We start from the raw sequence: 16,659 nt of genomic DNA, 5'->3' as shown, positions 1-16,659 counted from the left end.
GAGGAATCTGATCAATGAATTTAAAATTTAAAAAATGGACTGATGAAGAGTTCTTTAAAGTAAGAGAAGAGGTTTTAAAGCAGTGGCCAACAGGGGCAGATGTAAATTTGGAGGAAGCGGTAGCTTATCATAAAGCTTTACCTGAGCACAAAAACTTCGCTAAAAAATTAATGGATGCAAAAGCAAAAAATATAACTTTAGCTCAACCAAGAGCGGGAGTTGCTTTAATTGAGCAACATATTGAGTTATTAAATTTCTTAGATAAAGAGGGTGGAGCTGATTTATTACCATCTACAATAGATTCTTATACAAGACAAAATAAATATGAGAACTGTGAAAAAGGAATTGAAGAGTCTAAAAAAGCAGGAAGATCATTATTAAATGGATTCCCAGGTGTAAACCATGGAGTTAAAGGTTGTAGAGAAGTTGTAGAAGCAGTAAACTTACCTTTACAATTAAGACATGGAACTCCAGATGCTAGATTATTATCAGAGATAATGCTTGCTGCTGGATATACATCAAACGAGGGTGGAGGAATATCTTATAACATTCCTTATGCAAAATCAGTAAGTTTAGAACAAACAATAAGAGATTGGCAATATTGTGATAGATTAGTTGGATGGTACGAAGAACAAGGAGTTTCTATCAATAGAGAACCGTTTGGACCATTAACAGGAACATTAGTTCCACCATCAATTTCAAATGCTGTTCAAATTATTGAGTGTTTATTGGCTGCTGAGCAAGGAGTTAAAAATATCACTTTAGGATATGGTCAATGTGGAAACTTAGTACAAGACGTTGCTGCAGTAAGATCTATGATGGAGCAAGCTGAAGAGTACTGTAAAGAGTTTGGTTATGAGAATATGCAATTGACTTCTGTATTCCACCAGTGGATGGGAGGATTCCCTGAAGATGAAGCTAAAGCCTTTGGAGTTATTTCAAATGGAGCGTCAGCAGCAGCATTAGCAGGAGCAACAAAAGTTATCGTAAAAACACCTCACGAAGCTATTGGAGTACCAACAAAAGAAGCTAACGCAATGGGAATTAGAGCAACAAAAATGGTATTAAACTTATTAAGAGGGCAAAATTTACCAAACTCTGAAGAAGTTCAATTTGAAAAAGATATGATAAAAAGAGAAGTTAAGCAAATTATTGATAAAGTAATTGAGTTAGGAAATGGGGATTTAGCAGTAGGAACTGTTAAAGCGTTTGAGCAGGGAGTTTTAGATATTCCATTTGCACCATCTAAATATAATGCAGGAAAAATGTTACCAGCTAGAGATAACAACGGAATGATCAGATATTTAAATGCTGGAAACTTACCTCTATCAGAAGATATAAAAGCTTTCCACACTGCTAAATTACAAGAAAGAGCGGATTTTGAAGGAAGACCAATAAGCTTCCAAATGACAGTAGATGATATATTTGCTGTAGGAAAAGGAACATTAATTGGAAGACCAGCAACAAAATAATTTCTATAAAAATAAAAAAATATTATTTAAAATTTGATTTATTATAAAAGTTAGGGAGAGAGATCTCCCTCGTAAAAATCAGGAGGAATTAAAATGAGAATAGTTGATGTAGTATGTTCAGCAGGAAAAACAGGTTTCTACTTTGATGACCAAAGAGCTATAAAAAAAGGAGCAGGACATGATGGATTTGCTTATGTAGGAGAGCCAGTAACAGAAGGATTTACTTCAATTAGACAAGCTGGAGAAGCAATCTCTGTACAATTAATATTAGAAGATGGTCAAGTAGCATTTGGAGATTGTGCAGCAGTACAATATTCAGGTGCAGGAGGAAGAGACCCATTATTCCTAGCTAAAGATTTTATTCCGGTAATTGAAAAAGAAATCGCTCCAAAGTTAATTGGAAAAGAGTTAGATAACTTCAAATCATTAGCTGAAGAGTTTGATGGAATGTTATTAGATGGAAAAAGATTACATACTGCTATAAGATATGGAATTACTCAAGCTTTATTAGATGCTGTAGCAAAAGCTAGAAAAGTAACTATGGCTGAAGTTATTCAAAAAGACTATAATACAGGTTTGGAAATTTCAAAAAGACCTATATTCACTCAATCAGGAGATAACAGATACGAAAATGCAGACAAAATGATTATAAAATCTGCTGATGTTTTACCACATGCTTTAATAAATCATGTAGAAACAAAATTAGGTAAAAATGGAGAGTTATTACTTGAGTATGTTGGATGGTTAAGAGATAGAATAATCCACTTAAGAGATTCAGAAGACTATACTCCTATTTTACACATAGATGTATATGGAACAATTGGAGCAGCATTTGATGGGGATACAACAAAAATGGCAGACTATTTACAAACATTAGTAGATGCAGCAAAACCATTTAAATTAAGAATTGAAGGTCCTATGGATGTAGAAGATAGAGATAAACAAATTGAAGCTTTAGCAGCATTGACAGCTGAAGTAGATAGAAGAAACATGGGAATCGAGTTAGTTGCTGATGAGTGGTGTAACACTTATGAGGATATCGCAGCTTTTGCTGATGCTAAAGCTGGACATGTAGTTCAAATAAAAACTCCAGATTTAGGAGGAGTAAATAACATAGCAGATGCAATTCTTTACTGTAATAAAGTAGGAATTGGTTCTTACTGTGGAGGAACTTGTAACGAGACTAACAGATCAGCTGAAGTTACTACTAACATAGCTATGGCATGTGGAGCTCTTCAAGTTTTAGCAAAACCAGGAATGGGTGTTGACGAAGGATACATGATTGTATTTAACGAAATGAGCAGAGTAGAAGCTTTAGTAAACAGAAGAAAGTAATAGACTTTTAATTCTGGGAAAAGGTGGGGGTCTCCTACCTTTTCCTTTAATTTTATAGAAAATTCTAAGAGGTGAATAGAATGACAATAAATAAACCTGCTAAATGTGGAACATTAGAGTCTAATGATATATTTGTAATGTTAACTCCAAGTGAAAATGGAATAAGTATTGAATTAGAAAGTGTTGTAGAAAAGCAGTTTGGAAATCATATAAAGATGGTTATTGAAGAGAAATTAAAAGAGATGGGAATTACTTCAGTTTTAGTAAAAGCTCAAGATAAAGGAGCTTTAGATTATACAATAAGAGCTAGAATTGAAGGAGCTGTTAAAAGAGGTTGATAAATATTCCTTTTAAGGTGAGGTGTTAGTGTGAAATTAAGAAGAACAATGTTATTTATGCCTGGAAATAACCCAGGAATGCTACAAACAGCAGATACATTTGGAGCAGATTCAGTAATATTTGATTTAGAAGATGCAGTTGCTTTAACAGAAAAAGATGCAGCAAGAATATTAGTAACAGAAGCTATGAGAACTATGAATTATGGAGAAACAGAAGTTGTAATAAGGATAAATCCACTATCATCTCCATTTGCAATGACAGATATAGATAAGATGGCTAGATTAAAGCCAGATGCAATACTACTTCCAAAGGCTACTCCAGAAGATATGGAGATTTTGGAAAAAGAGTTAGAAAGAATTGAAAAAGAGGAAGGGTTTGAAGTAGGAACTATAAAAGTTCATGCTTTAGTAGAAACGGCTTATGGAGTGGAAACTGTTTATGAAACAATAAAGTCTTCTAATAGAATTCAAGCTGTTTTATTAGGTGGAGAAGATTTAGCTGCAGATTTAGCAGTAAAAAGAACTAAAGATTCAGAAGAGTTATTTTATGCTAGAACAAAGGTAGTAAATGCTTGTAAAGCATTAAAAGTAGATGCAATAGATACACCTTTTACTGATACAAATGATTACGAAGGATTAGCTGCAGATTCGAGAAAAGCTAAGATGTTAGGATTCTCTGGAAAGTTAGCTATAAACCCAAGACAAATAGATACAATTCATGAAGTATATTCTCCAACAAAGCAGGAGATAAATCATGCTTTAAGAGTTATGGCAGCAAAAGAAGAAGCGGAAAAAGAAGGATTAGGAGTGTTCTCTTTAGATGGAAAGATGGTTGATCTTCCAATTATAAATAGAGCTATCCAAACTTTAGAAATTGCTGAAATGATTGGATTATTAGATTAATTTAGGGTGAGGTGTTCTAATGAAAAATATTTTAGGAAGAGAAATTCCTGAATTTATAGAAGGATATGGAAACGTAAAACAATACAAAGGGTATCTTTCAAATAAAGATGGAGTAATAAAAAAGGATTTTAAATTTAAAACTATATCTGCTCAAGATTCAAAATTACATACAGATTTAAACAAATTAATGGATAAATTACCATTGAAGGATGGGATGGTAGTTTCGTTTCACCATCATTTAAGAAATGGGGATTTTGTTTTAAATATGGTAATGGAAGAGATTGCAAAAAGAGGATATAAAAATATAACAATAGCAGCAAGTTCTATATTCCCTTGTCATAAAGGGTTGGTAAAAATGATAGAAGATAAGGTGGTAACTCAAATATATGCAGCGTATATATCTGGACCAGTAGCCGAAGCTATATCTCAAGGGAAGTTAGAAAGACCTGCTATAATGCATACACATGGTGGAAGAGCAAGAATATTTGAATCAGGAGAGAGAACTATTGATATTGCATTCATGGCAGCTCCTACAAGTGATGAATATGGAAATATAAATGGTGTAGATGGAAAATCAGCTTGTGGAGCATTAGGATATGCACATACAGATGCAGAGTTAGCTAATATAGTTGTGGCTATAACAGATAACCTAGTTGAGTATCCAAACACGACAATTGAAATAAATCAAACTTTAGTAGATTATGTTTTAGTTGTAGATGCAATAGGAGATCCGAAAGGAATTGTGTCGGGAACAACTCAAATAACTAAAAATCCGATTGGATTAAAAGTTGCAGATTTAACAGCAAAATTTATTGAGGAATCTGGATACTTAAAGAATGGTATGAGTTTTCAAACTGGTGCAGGAGGAATATCTTTAGCTGTAGCAGCACAGTTAAAAAATATAATGAAGCAAAAAGAGATTTGTGGAAGTTTTGCATCTGGAGGAATAACAGGGTATATTGTTGATATGTATAAAGAGGGACTGTTTAAAGCTTTATTTGATGTTCAATGTTTTGACTTAGATGCTATAAAATCAGCTAAGGAAAATCCAGCACATATAACGATGTCAGCATCAATGTATGCCAATGCAAACAATAAAGGAGCAGTTGTAAATAAGTTAGATGTTGTCATTTTAGGAGCTACAGAGATTGATACAAACTTTAATGTAAATGTAACAACAGGGTCTAATGGAGTTATAATGGGAGGATCAGGTGGTCACTCTGATACAGCTGCAGGTTCAAAATTATGTATAATAGTATCACAGCTTGTTAATTCTAGAATATCTGTTGTAAAAGACAAAGTTACAACTTTAACTACACCAGGAGAAACAGTTGATATTCTTGTAACTGAAAGAGGAATTGCTATAAATCCTTTAAGAAAAGATTTATTAGAAAAATTTAAAGATTCCAAACTTCCAATAAAAACAATAGGGGAGTTAAGAGAGATAGCTAGAAACATGACTGGACAAGAGAATGATATTGAGTTTGAAGATGAAATAGTTGCAGTTGTTGAGTATAGAGATGGTACTGTTGTAGATACAATAAAAAAAGTGAAATAAAGTTTGTGGAGAAATATTTCTCCACTTTTTTTATTCAATTTCAAGAATAAAATATTCTTTTAAAATTATGAAAAATAAAATAAAAAATTCTTGATTTTAGAATGAATATATTGTAATATATGTCTGTAAAGGAGGAACTGTGATTGAAAATATTATAAAAAGTATGAAAAATAACTTATCTGAAAGTGAAAAAATAATTGCAACATATATTGTTAAAAATAAAAACGTAATAGGAGAGATTACTTCGACAGAGTTAGCTAAAAAAATAGGAGTAAGTCAGTCTTCAATTATTAAATTTATAAAAAAAATAGGATTTTCAGGATACATAGCATTTAAGTTACAATTAGAAAGAGATTTAGAAAATAAAAAAAGTTTATCAAAAAATAAAATACATAGTGATATAAACTTAGAAGATTCTTTAGAAGAGGTGACAAAAAAAACATTAGCAGAAACTATAGAAGCTTTAAATAATACTGTGGGAGTAATTGATTATAAAAATTTTGAAACTATTATAGAGAAAATTAGAGAAAGCGGTCGTATCTTAATAATAGGTTCGGGAATGTCATCAATTGTAGCAAGGGATTTAGAATTAAAGTTAATGAAAATAAAAATGGATACAGTTCATTATGATAGTAAGCAAATGCAGCTTATGAAGCTTTCAACAATGAATGATAAAGATTTAGTTATAGCAATTTCTCATAGAGGAGAAACACAAGAAGTTTTAGATGTTGTAAAAATAGCTAAAGATATGAATATTCCTGTTATTTCAATAACATCAATTGGAAAAAATAGTCTTTCTTCTTTAAGCGATTATAATATTGGAGTTGTTTCTAAAGAAAGTATATTTAGAAGCTCAGCTATTTCTTCTAGAATGGCACAAATGATAATATTAGATAGTATTTTTTTAAGATTAATGCAAAAAGATTATAGAAAAGTAAAAAAATATATAGAAAAAAGTAAAAAAATAGTGGGATGGGTGGAAAAATAAATGGAAAAGATATTAGAAGGAAAAACAACAGAAACAAGAAATTTAAAGAGTATGAATATGGATAGCATGAGTATAAAAGAGGTCTTAATACTTATAAATGAAGAGGATAAAAAAGTTCCAGAAAGTATTCAAGAGGTTATTCCAGAAATTGAGAAGGCAGTAAAATTAATTATAGAAGCTTTTAATAATAATGGAAGATTAGTATATATGGGTGCTGGAACAAGTGGAAGATTGGGAGTTTTAGATGCTGTAGAATGTCCACCAACATTTGGAGTAGATAAGACAAAAGTGATGGGATTAATAGCAGGAGGAGAAAAAGCCTTTGTAGAAGCCCAAGAGGGCGCAGAAGATTCAAAAGAGTTAGCTATAGAAGAGTTGAATGAAATAGATTTAAGATCAAATGATATAGTTTGTGGAATAGCGGCTTCGGGAAGAACACCATATGTAATAGGCGGAATTGAATATGCAAAAAAAATAGGTTGTAAAACAATAGCCATTGCATGTAATAAGAAAAGTAAAATAGGAGAGATAGCAGATGTAGCAATAGAGGTAGAAGTGGGACCAGAAGTTTTAACGGGATCTACAAGAATGAAGGCAGGAACAGCTCAAAAATTAATTTTAAATATGATTAGTACTGCTTCAATGACAGGTATAGGGAAAGTTTATGAAAATTTAATGGTAGATTTAAAAATTACTAACATAAAGCTACGAGAGAGGGCAAAAAATAATATAATGCAAATAACGGGGTGTAGTTATGAAGTTGCCCAAGAAGCGTTAGAAAAAGCTAGTAATCAAGTAAAAGTAGCAATTATAATGATTTTATTAAAATGTAATAAAGAAGAAGCCTTAGAAAGACTAAATGAATCTAAAGGGTTTATAAGAGAAGCAGTAAAATAATACTAAGGGGAGAGTTGAATGGATAATCAATCAATTGCAAAAGAGATAATTGAAAAATTGGGATCAAAAGGCAATATAGTAGTTATAAATAACTGTATGACAAGAGTGAGAGTTTCTGTTAAGGATGATAATAAAGTAGATTTTAAAAAATTAGATGAAATTCCAGGAGTTATAAAAGTGATAAGGGATGATACAATTCAAGTAGTTGTAGGTCCAGGAAAAAGTAAAAAAATAGCAGATGAAATGAAAAAACTTTGTGAAGAAATATCGATTAATAATGATGAATGGAAAAAAACAAAAGAAAATGTAAAATCAAAGCAAAGTAAATTTTCTTCAATATTAAGAAGATTGGCAAATGTATTTATTCCACTAATTCCAGCTATAATAGGAGCAGGGCTTTTAAATGGAATAGCAGGGTATTTCCAAAATGTATACACAGCAGAAGGTATAAAAGATATGCCTATGTGGATAACTTTTTTCCAAACTTTAGGAAGTGGTTTATTTGCATATTTTGCAATATTTGTGGGTATAAATTCAGCTAATGAGTTTGGAGCAACGCCCGCTTTAGGTGGAGTTATTGGAGCAATAACAATAAGTGGAAATATAAATATATTTTCAAAGGCACTAGGTTTATATAATGCAGATGTACCACTAAATAGTATATTAATTCCTGGTAAAGGTGGAATAATAGGTGTAATAATTGGTGTTGCAATTTTGGCTTGGGTTGAAAAGCAGCTTAGAAAAATTATACCAGATTTTTTAGATACAATTTTAACGCCTATGATTTCATTGTTAATAGTGGGAACATTAACAATATTTGCAATAATGCCTTTTGCAGGAGTAGTTTCAGATGGAATTATAAAAGTATTTTCATTCTTTATAATGAGTGAAGGTCCTATAGCAATAATAGGTGGGTTTATATTGGCAGCATCTTTTTTACCTTTGTTAATGGTTGGATTACATCATGGACTAATACCATTTTATATGGTTCAATTAACACAATTTGGAAGTATATCATTGTTCCCAATACTTTGTATGGCAGGTGGAGGACAGATAGGTGGGGCTGCAGCAATTTATATAAAAGCAAAAAATAATAAAAAATTAAGGAATATAATAAGATCTGCAATGCCAGTTGCAATATTAGGAATTGGAGAACCCATGCTTTATGGGGTAACACTACCATTAGGAAAACCTTTTATAACAGCTTCAATAGCAGGTGGAATAGGTGGCGCATTTTTAGCAGCTACAAAAGTTCAAACAATAGCTTTTGGACCAGCGGGAGTAACAGCTATTCCTTTAGTTGTTCCAGGAAAAATTTTATATTATATAATTGGATTAGGAATATCTTATATAGCTGGATTTATAATAACGTATTTCTTTGGAATTCCAAAAGATATTGATGAAGCTGTATAAAAAATAAAAAAATAAAACTTTTTTTAAAAGATCTTTGTCTAAAAGATATAATAAAGAAAAAAGTGTTATAAAAATAAATAATCTCCCCGTATTAAAAGAACCTCCTAAAAGAGGTTCTTTTAATTTTTTTTAATAAAGGAAATGTGATAAAATTAGAAAAGAATATATTGGGAGGGATGAGATGATTTTAAAATTTATAAATAAAATAAAAGATTATATAAGTGAATTGCAACTAACTCACTTTTATAGTCAAATGAAGGGAGCTTTAGAAAATTATAAAAGATCAAATTCAAATTTATGGGCAAATACCTTATGTTATTTTACAACATTATCCTTTATACCTGTTTTAGCGATAGCGTTTAGTATTGGAAGATGGTTTGGGATAGATAATTATTATCTTAAACAATTGACAGAGAGTTCTCCGTTAAATGAGGAGACTGTAAATCTTATACTAGAAACAACTCAGAATTTGCTCCAAAATACTAGAAGTGGAATTATTGCAGGAGTAGGATTTTTATCATTAGGTTGGGTTATCATATCAATGTTTTCTGTGATTGAAAAAGCGTTAAATAGTATATGGGGAATTAGGAAAACAAGAGGTGTTTTTAGGAAAGTAACTGATTATTTTATTGTTTTTTTAATGTTACCAGTAAGTGTTATTGGAGCTAATATATTAACTAATCTAAAAACCGATATATTTTACAGTAAACATATAATACAATTAATAGCACCATATTTAGCATTGTGGATATTTTTTGTATTTTTTTATACTGTTCTTCCAAATACAAAAGTAAACTTAGTTCCAACTCTTTGGAGTAGTTTTATAATTTCATTTTTACTAAATCAAAGTAATATGTTATTAGTAAGATTACAGATAATAATAACAACATATAATAAAATTTATGGAAGCTTTTCAGTTCTGTTACTTTCTTTAATATGGTTAAAAATTGTATGGTTTTTAATTTTAATAGGAGCACACTTTTCATATATTTTACAAAATAGAGATAGTTTAGGAAAAATTGGAATAATAAAAAAAATAAATTTTATTTCAAAGTATAGGGTTACTCAAAAAGTATTACTAACATTGATGGAAAATTATTTGAAAAATAATAAACCAATATCTGCTATAGAGATATCTGAAAGTTTAAAAATACCAACAGAGTTAACTAGAGGAATTTTAGATATGTTAAAAAAAATGGGTTATATTTCAACAATTGAATGTGAAACAACAGATGAAAAAAATTATAAACTAACAATGAGTGTAGAGATAATAACATTTAAGAAATTATATGAAGATATGGAAAATTTTGGAGAAAATTATGTGATAGATGAAGTTAAATTTAATGAAAATTCAAAAATAATCGAATATTTTAAAAATATTTGATTGACAAAGTTTTTAAAATGTAATATATTTTTCTTGCATAATATAGTGTAGGAGGAATTTATGAAAAATAAAATAAATGAGATATTGGTAAATGATGAAAAGGTTTCTTTAAATAAAATAGCTAAAGAATTAGATATTCCAATGATTGAAGTTTTAAGAGAGGCATCGACTGTAAAGAAGTATGATATAGAAAAAATTGATGAATTATTCGATATATTAAGAGGATGGGAAAAAGTATTTTTATTAGTTGTTACCCCAAGTTTTGTATTAGAGATACAAGATAAGTTTCCAAAAGGATTTTATGCTCACGGATTCTTGAATTTTCATGATAAAAATTCAACAATAGGTGGACATTTAAGTGTGGGAAAAATAAAAGAGATTTTTTTAGTAAAAGATATAATGTTTGGAAGAGAGAGTTATTCTATAAAATTCTTTGGGGAGGATGAAAAGGAAATATTTGCAGTATATGTTCCAAGAAATGAGAAGAAAGAGTTGATTGAAGAGTGTTTAGAAAGTTTTAAAAGTTTATAAAAATAAAAATAGGGAAAAGTTATTTTAGCTTTTCCCTATTTTTATTTTATTTATGCTTAGAAATAATATCTAAACTAAATTCAGTAGCTTTGTCTAAATCCAATTGATCAGGATGTGATTTAGCATCTTCCCATCTTTGTCTTCTTTCCTCGTTAGGAGACATTTTGTGATCAGATGGAAGTGTTGATAACCAAGAGATTAACTTTGGATCAATAGCTCCTTGACAAAAGTATCCACCTAAAATATTGTTATTATTATTTTTTAATAGAGTTTCAATGTTGTTAAGACAATCTTTAGCATGTTCAGAGTGTGGATAAGCACCTAAAGTAAAGAAGTACGCAACATTTTTATCAAAAATTTGTTTAGCTAAAGTCAATGCTGTTTGATCGAAAGTGGCTCTATCAATCCAACCACCTACAAAAATTAAATCATAATCTAAGTTTACAATTTCAGAGATTGGTAAAAGGTTAGCAGTTGGAATACCTTTATGAATAGCTTGAGCTATTTTTTCTGTATTTCCAGTCTTTGATGAATAAGTGATAAGTATTTTCATAAAATTAAAATCCTCCCATTATTTTTGATTAAATTTGAATTCTTTATAAAAGTATAGTTTTATTGGTTTGCTATTTAAAGTTACAGGAGTCAATTTCCACTTGTTTAAAGTTTTTTCGACTTCTTTTTGGAAACCTAAATTATCTTTATCATTGTAAAATTTAATATCTTCAATTTCACCATTTAATCCCACAAGAAATCTAACTTTAATAGAAACCTCTTTAGTGTATGATATTCTTTTGGCAGCTAAAGGATATTCTGGATCAGGTTGAGAAATAAAAGAATATTTAAGTCCTTGAACCCCTTGATTTTTGGCAGCAAACACACCTTGTGAGAGTTCAATTAAATCAGTATTAGTGTTTGTAGGTGTATTTGTATTTTCTAATTGTTGAGATTTTTTAGTGAGTTCATTTTTCTTTTTTTCTAAAACTTTTTTAGGTTTAGAAATTTTTTTATTCTCTTTTTTTATAACTTCTCTTTTTTGTTCCTCAATTTTAGGTTTATCTATTTTTTCTTCTAAAACCTCTTTTAGAATTTCATCTGATGATTCAGCTGGTTGCGGTTGTGAAGTTATTTGCATTGAATTGAAATTAACAGAGATAGATGGAGTACTAAAATCATTTCCAACATTATTAATTTCAAAACTTTTGTTTGAATCTAAAGAAAAACCAAAAATAAATATAAATATATGTAAAACTATTGAAAAAATAAAAAACTTCATAATTCCTCCAAAAAATAAGTAATAAATCCATAATGATTATAACAAAAAATATTTTAATTATCAAATTATTTATAAAAAAATACTTTGTTTAAAAAATATATTGACTATTCAGTACAAAATCATTATAATAACTTTGAATATCAAAATATTTAATTAGAGGAGGGAATGGATGATAGATATAATCAAAGCAGGAGGACCATTAATGGCTGTAATAATATTTTTATCAGTAGCAGGTCTTAGCGTAATATTGGAAAGAGGGTATTACTTCTTTAAAAATGAGAAAGATAATGGAGAACTTTTAATAAATCATTTAGAAAAATTCATTAAAAATAATGAAAGAGAAAGAGCTATAAAAGCATGTGATTGTTTTAAAAATACATCAGCTAAAGTTATGAAAGCAATTTTAATAGAATATAATGGTGGAAAAATGAATTGTTGTACTTATGATTATTTAGAGGAGAAAGCAAGAGAGTGTGCTCTAAGAGAGATGCCAAAATTAGAAAAAAATATGTGGATCTTAGCTTTAGCAGCTAATGTAACTCCACTAGCAGGGTTATTAGGAACTGTAACTGGGATGATTGGAGCTTTTACAGCTATGTCAAAACATGGAGCGGGAGATCCAACAGTTCTAGCTTTTGGAATTTCTCAAGCATTAATTACAACAGCATCAGGTTTAATTGTAGCTATACCTGCTTTAATATTTTATAACTTCTACCAAAAAAAGATTGAAAAAGCATTGGTTGATATGGAAAAAAATGTAGTTGAATTTATAAATATTTTAAGAAAGATGTAGGTGTAGAATATGTTTAAATCAAAAGGGTTTATGAATTATCAAAGAAAACAATTAACACCAGATTTAACTCCATTGATAGATGTAGTGTTTTTACTTTTGATATTTTTTATGGTTGCTACAACATTTGATGATATGAAGGGTATGAAAATAGATTTACCTAAATCAGAGGTTTCTGAAATAATAGAATCTGTTGATAAAATTTCAATTTTAGTTGCAAGTAATGGAGAGCTAAAAATAAAAATAGACAAACAAAAAGAGAGTTCTATAGCAGACATAAGAAAAGATGAATTACAAGAAAAAATAAAAAATACAATTATACTGATGGAAAATAAGAGAGTGGCAATATTAGCTGATAGAGGAATCGACTATGGAGATGTTGTAGATATAATGTCAGATATAAAGTTGGCAGGAGCACAAGCGATAGATATAGAAACTAAAGGGAAGTGATTAAATAATGAATTTTGAAACAAGATATAAAAGTCATCATAATTCTAGTGGATTGATAGGAAAATATTATCCTCAAAAAAGAGTTACAGAGGAAGAATTTTTAAACAGATTAAAAGAGGAACCTAAAGATATTCCAAGAGCTATATATGTTCATACACCATATTGTGATAAAATTTGTTCGTTTTGTAATTTAAATAGAGAGCAATTGAGTGGAAGTTTAGATTCTTATGCAGATTATATAGTTAGTGAATTTGATAAATATGGGGACTATAGATATTTTAAGGAAAAAAGTGTAGATGTAATATATTTTGGTGGAGGAACTCCAACAGTTTATAAAAATAATCAATTGGAAAAAATACTTCAAAGTGTTAATAGAAATATAAAATTTTCTGCAGAATATGAATTTACTTTAGAAACAACATTACATAATTTAAATGATGAAAAAATAGAGTTAATGAATAAATATGGAGTTAATAGATTATCTGTAGGTATTCAAAGTTTCTCAGATGAAGGAAGAAAATTTTACAATAGAACGTATTCGAAAAATGAAACAATAGAGAGATTAATTCAATTAAAAGAAAAATTTAATGGAGAAGTTTGCATAGATATTATTTATAACTATCCAACGCAAAAAATAGAGGATGCTATAGAGGATGCCAAGATTATAAAAAAGTTAGATTTAGGAAGTTCAAGTTTTTATTCATTAATGGTTCATGAAGGTTCAACATTATTTCATGACATAAAAGACGAAAAAGTTAAAGTTCAAGAGGATTTAAAAAGAGAGAGAGAGTTACATGATGCGTTTATAAAAGAGTTAGCTAAAGATAGTGATTATTATGTATTGGAGTTAACGAAAATAGCAAAAAAAGGAAGAGATAAATATAAATATATAAAAACTAGAAACTTTGGAGGAGACACTTTTCCAATTGGAGTTGGAGCTGGAGGAAATGTTGATAATATATCTATTTTTAGAATGAAGAAAGAGATGTCAATGTTTGTTGAAAAAAGTGATTATCAACAAAGATTGGATAAATTTAGCGGATTGTTTCAATTTCCACAAATAGATAAAAATATAGTAAAAAATATATTAACATCTGAAGAAATGATAGTTTTTGAAGAATTACTATTTGAGTTAAAAGAGAATAATTTTATATTAGAAGATAAAGAACATTATAAACTAACTGAAGATGGCTTATTTTGGGGTAACAATATATCTAGAGAGATTTTAACAACAGTTGTTGAAAAAACTTTAGGATTAATAAAAAAGTAATGGAGAGGGATTAAAATTATGAACAAAAGAATAGCAGTACTAAGTTTAATAGTAACAGCTTTAAGTTATTCAAATGATGATTTTTTCTATGAAGAAGCTAATAAAGGGGTTAAATTAAATGAAAGTGTGATTTCAACAACGGGGTTTGAAACAGCACAAAGAAATGTAACAAATACAGTAACAGTTATTACAGCTAAAGATATAGAGGAAAAGAATTATCAATCTGTATCAGAGGCTTTAAAAGATGTACCAAGTGTCAATTTAATAGGTGATCCAAAAGATCCAATAATTGATATGAGAGGACAAGGAAGTAAAGCAACAGCAAATGTACAAGTTTTAATAGATGGTGTAAGTGTAAACTTATTAGATACATCTCATGCAAAAACACCAATTAATACAGTTCCGGTTGAAAATATTGAAAAAATTGAGGTTATTCCAGGCGGAGGAGCTATTCTTTATGGAAGTGGAACAAGAGGTGGAATAATAAATATTGTGACAAAATCAGGAGCAGGTTATACAGGAGGTTCTGTTTCAGGAGAGCTAAATACTTTTGGTGGAAAAAAAGGTGAGGTTTCTTATGGAACGACAGTTGGAGATTTAGGTATAAATATTAATTATACTAAGAATGATTACAAGGGGTTTAGAGATGGGGATGAATCAGATTCAGAGTATTTTGAAGGAAGTTTAAAATATAAAATTGATGAAAATCAAAGTTTTACCTTTAAGTACTCAAGATATAAGGATGATGCAACATCACCTAGAGCTCTTACAAAAGAGATGTTATCAAATCCTAAAAGTAATGGTCTTGTTGGTAAATATGATGAGTTAATTGTTAATAATACTAAGAAAGATGAATTTACAGGAAAATATGAGTACAAATTTAATGAAAAAGTAACTTTAGATTTAGTTGGATTCTATCAGAAAACAGATATATATAATGAAAATAATTATGAAAAAATGAGTTATAGTGTTAAAAATTATATGGATTATACTGACGAAAAGATAGGATTTAAACCGAAATTAAAAGTTAGCTATGGAGAATCAAGTAGTTTAATTTTAGGGTATGACTATATAAATAACAACTTGAAAAGAGATAGTCAAATGGATATGTTTAGTTCAGAAAAATATAAAAATGATTTAATTAAAGATACTCATAGTGTATTTGTTTTAAATAGAAATGCAATTGGTAAATTTGAATTTACTCAAGGTGTAAGATATGAATATGCAGATTATAAAACTGATAGATCATATACAAAAAGTTCTTTATCAAGTGGGGCAACAACATCAGATACAAGTATAAATAGAAAAACAACTATGGAAAATATGGCTTATGAGTTAGTAGGAAACTATTTGTATTCAGAGACAGGAAATATCTATGTGAAGGGAGAAAAAGGGTTTACTTCTCCAACACCTTCACAATTAGTAGATAAAATAGATGGAGCATATATTAATAATGATTTAGATTCAGAAACATATATAACATATGAAACAGGTTTTAAAGATTATATATTTGGAAGTTTTATAAGTGGAGCAATATATTTAACTGAAACAAATGATGAAATAGCAACAGAAAATTATACAGGAATGAATTTTAGAAATTATAATATTGGAAAAACAAGAAGATATGGTTTAGAGTTAAATGCAGAGCAGTACTTTGGAAATCTAACAGTAAGAGAAGGATATGCTTTAGTTAAGACAAAAATATTAAAAGATCAAGATAAATCAATTGAGGGAAATGAAATAGCAGATGTTCCTACAAATAGATTTAATATAGCATTAGATTATAAAATAACTTCAAAAGTTAATGTTATTTGGGATACAGTTTATTCGTCAGGTTATTATTTAAATAATAAAAATACAGAGGGTAAACAGAATGAAAACATTGTGACAAACTTAACATTAAATTATAGACCAGTTGAAAGTTTAAGAATTTATACAGGAATTAATAATATATTTAATGAAAAGTATTATAACTCTATAAGCTCAGATGGCAAAGAGTATAATCCAGCTGCAGAGAGAAGTCTTTACGCAGGATTTAAATATAATTTCTAAAAAAT

At 29.2% G+C, this 16,659-nt stretch carries 16 protein-coding genes; 14 read left to right on the top strand and 2 right to left on the bottom strand.

Annotated features, from left to right (window positions below):
• The first annotated feature begins 14 nt into the window (after positions 1–14).
• The 10 genes from NON08_RS02660 to hutX all read left to right on the top strand — a co-directional run bounded on the left by NON08_RS02660 (position 15) and on the right by hutX (position 10,819).
• The gene (locus NON08_RS02660) at positions 15–1,472 is read left to right on the top strand and encodes a methylaspartate mutase subunit E (RefSeq protein WP_256689974.1); all 1,458 of its coding nucleotides are present in this window, start codon (positions 15–17) and stop codon (positions 1,470–1,472) included.
• A gap of 93 nt (positions 1,473–1,565) precedes the next feature.
• Positions 1,566–2,807, top strand: a complete 1,242-nt coding sequence (locus NON08_RS02655) for a methylaspartate ammonia-lyase (RefSeq protein ID WP_023050117.1) — start codon at positions 1,566–1,568, stop codon at positions 2,805–2,807.
• Positions 2,808–2,887: 80 nt separating this feature from the next.
• Positions 2,888–3,145, top strand: coding sequence for a citrate lyase acyl carrier protein (citD, locus tag NON08_RS02650; RefSeq protein ID WP_256689973.1), 258 nt, complete (start codon positions 2,888–2,890; stop codon positions 3,143–3,145).
• A gap of 30 nt (positions 3,146–3,175) precedes the next feature.
• On the top strand, positions 3,176–4,048 hold the full coding sequence (locus tag NON08_RS02645; RefSeq protein WP_040406552.1) for an HpcH/HpaI aldolase/citrate lyase family protein: 873 nt from the start codon (positions 3,176–3,178) through the stop codon (positions 4,046–4,048).
• Between the two features lie 19 nt (positions 4,049–4,067).
• Positions 4,068–5,606 (top strand): citrate lyase subunit alpha, encoded by a 1,539-nt coding sequence (gene citF, locus NON08_RS02640; protein ID WP_256689972.1) that lies wholly within the window; start codon positions 4,068–4,070, stop codon positions 5,604–5,606.
• A 139-nt stretch (positions 5,607–5,745) separates the two neighbouring features.
• Entirely contained in the window at positions 5,746–6,594 is an 849-nt protein-coding gene (locus NON08_RS02635) for a MurR/RpiR family transcriptional regulator (RefSeq protein WP_256689971.1), read from the top strand.
• Positions 6,595–7,491 carry an N-acetylmuramic acid 6-phosphate etherase gene (gene murQ, locus NON08_RS02630; RefSeq protein ID WP_256689970.1) on the top strand — a complete coding sequence of 299 codons (897 nt, stop codon included), beginning with the start codon at positions 6,595–6,597 and terminating at the stop codon, positions 7,489–7,491.
• Between the two features lie 18 nt (positions 7,492–7,509).
• The gene (locus tag NON08_RS02620) at positions 7,510–8,904 is read left to right on the top strand and encodes a PTS transporter subunit EIIC (RefSeq protein WP_319941543.1); all 1,395 of its coding nucleotides are present in this window, start codon (positions 7,510–7,512) and stop codon (positions 8,902–8,904) included.
• Between the two features lie 181 nt (positions 8,905–9,085).
• A complete protein-coding gene (locus tag NON08_RS02615; RefSeq protein WP_256689969.1) occupies positions 9,086–10,288 on the top strand; it encodes a YhjD/YihY/BrkB family envelope integrity protein in 1,203 nt (400 codons plus the stop codon).
• Between the two features lie 60 nt (positions 10,289–10,348).
• Entirely contained in the window at positions 10,349–10,819 is a 471-nt protein-coding gene (gene hutX / locus NON08_RS02610; protein ID WP_256689968.1) for a heme utilization cystosolic carrier protein HutX, read from the top strand.
• 46 nt (positions 10,820–10,865) lie between these two features.
• Here hutX and NON08_RS02605 read toward each other — a convergent pair whose 3' ends face one another.
• Positions 10,866–11,372 (bottom strand): flavodoxin family protein, encoded by a 507-nt coding sequence (locus tag NON08_RS02605; RefSeq protein ID WP_256689967.1) that lies wholly within the window; start codon positions 11,370–11,372, stop codon positions 10,866–10,868.
• Positions 11,373–11,390: 18 nt separating this feature from the next.
• A complete protein-coding gene (locus tag NON08_RS02600; RefSeq protein ID WP_256689966.1) occupies positions 11,391–12,092 on the bottom strand; it encodes an energy transducer TonB in 702 nt (233 codons plus the stop codon).
• Between the two features lie 169 nt (positions 12,093–12,261).
• On the opposite strand from NON08_RS02600, the gene NON08_RS02595 reads away from it, so the two are divergent.
• The 4 genes from NON08_RS02595 to NON08_RS02580 are packed head-to-tail and all read left to right on the top strand — an operon-like array spanning position 12,262 to position 16,654.
• Positions 12,262–12,885: a MotA/TolQ/ExbB proton channel family protein gene (locus tag NON08_RS02595; RefSeq protein ID WP_256689965.1), complete on the top strand. Its 624-nt coding sequence runs from the start codon at positions 12,262–12,264 to the stop codon at positions 12,883–12,885.
• 9 nt (positions 12,886–12,894) lie between these two features.
• A complete protein-coding gene (locus NON08_RS02590; protein ID WP_256689964.1) occupies positions 12,895–13,332 on the top strand; it encodes an ExbD/TolR family protein in 438 nt (145 codons plus the stop codon).
• 7 nt (positions 13,333–13,339) lie between these two features.
• Positions 13,340–14,602 (top strand): radical SAM protein, encoded by a 1,263-nt coding sequence (locus tag NON08_RS02585; protein WP_256689963.1) that lies wholly within the window; start codon positions 13,340–13,342, stop codon positions 14,600–14,602.
• A gap of 18 nt (positions 14,603–14,620) precedes the next feature.
• Positions 14,621–16,654 (top strand): TonB-dependent receptor, encoded by a 2,034-nt coding sequence (locus tag NON08_RS02580; RefSeq protein ID WP_256689962.1) that lies wholly within the window; start codon positions 14,621–14,623, stop codon positions 16,652–16,654.
• Positions 16,655–16,659 lie beyond the last annotated feature (5 nt).

The organism is Cetobacterium sp. NK01 (assembly GCF_024506395.1).
GTDB lineage: Bacteria > Fusobacteriota > Fusobacteriia > Fusobacteriales > Fusobacteriaceae > Cetobacterium_A > Cetobacterium_A somerae_A.
The sequence above is the reverse complement of the archived record's forward strand: the minus strand, read 5'-3'. Positions and strand labels throughout refer to the sequence as shown.

Excerpts from the sequence above, each read along its gene's own strand:
- NON08_RS02660 (WP_256689974.1), top strand. The coding sequence starts at position 15 with ATGAATTTAAAATTTAAAAAATGGACTGATGAAGAGTTCTTTAAAGTA.
- NON08_RS02655 (WP_023050117.1), top strand. The coding sequence starts at position 1,566 with ATGAGAATAGTTGATGTAGTATGTTCAGCAGGAAAAACAGGTTTCTAC.
- citD (WP_256689973.1), top strand. The coding sequence starts at position 2,888 with ATGACAATAAATAAACCTGCTAAATGTGGAACATTAGAGTCTAATGAT.
- citF (WP_256689972.1), top strand. The coding sequence starts at position 4,068 with ATGAAAAATATTTTAGGAAGAGAAATTCCTGAATTTATAGAAGGATAT.
- murQ (WP_256689970.1), top strand. The coding sequence starts at position 6,595 with ATGGAAAAGATATTAGAAGGAAAAACAACAGAAACAAGAAATTTAAAG.
- NON08_RS02620 (WP_319941543.1), top strand. The coding sequence starts at position 7,510 with ATGGATAATCAATCAATTGCAAAAGAGATAATTGAAAAATTGGGATCA.
- NON08_RS02615 (WP_256689969.1), top strand. The coding sequence starts at position 9,086 with ATGATTTTAAAATTTATAAATAAAATAAAAGATTATATAAGTGAATTG.
- hutX (WP_256689968.1), top strand. The coding sequence starts at position 10,349 with ATGAAAAATAAAATAAATGAGATATTGGTAAATGATGAAAAGGTTTCT.
- NON08_RS02605 (WP_256689967.1), bottom strand. The coding sequence starts at position 11,372 with ATGAAAATACTTATCACTTATTCATCAAAGACTGGAAATACAGAAAAA.
- NON08_RS02600 (WP_256689966.1), bottom strand. The coding sequence starts at position 12,092 with ATGAAGTTTTTTATTTTTTCAATAGTTTTACATATATTTATATTTATT.
- NON08_RS02595 (WP_256689965.1), top strand. The coding sequence starts at position 12,262 with ATGATAGATATAATCAAAGCAGGAGGACCATTAATGGCTGTAATAATA.
- NON08_RS02590 (WP_256689964.1), top strand. The coding sequence starts at position 12,895 with ATGTTTAAATCAAAAGGGTTTATGAATTATCAAAGAAAACAATTAACA.
- NON08_RS02585 (WP_256689963.1), top strand. The coding sequence starts at position 13,340 with ATGAATTTTGAAACAAGATATAAAAGTCATCATAATTCTAGTGGATTG.
- NON08_RS02580 (WP_256689962.1), top strand. The coding sequence starts at position 14,621 with ATGAACAAAAGAATAGCAGTACTAAGTTTAATAGTAACAGCTTTAAGT.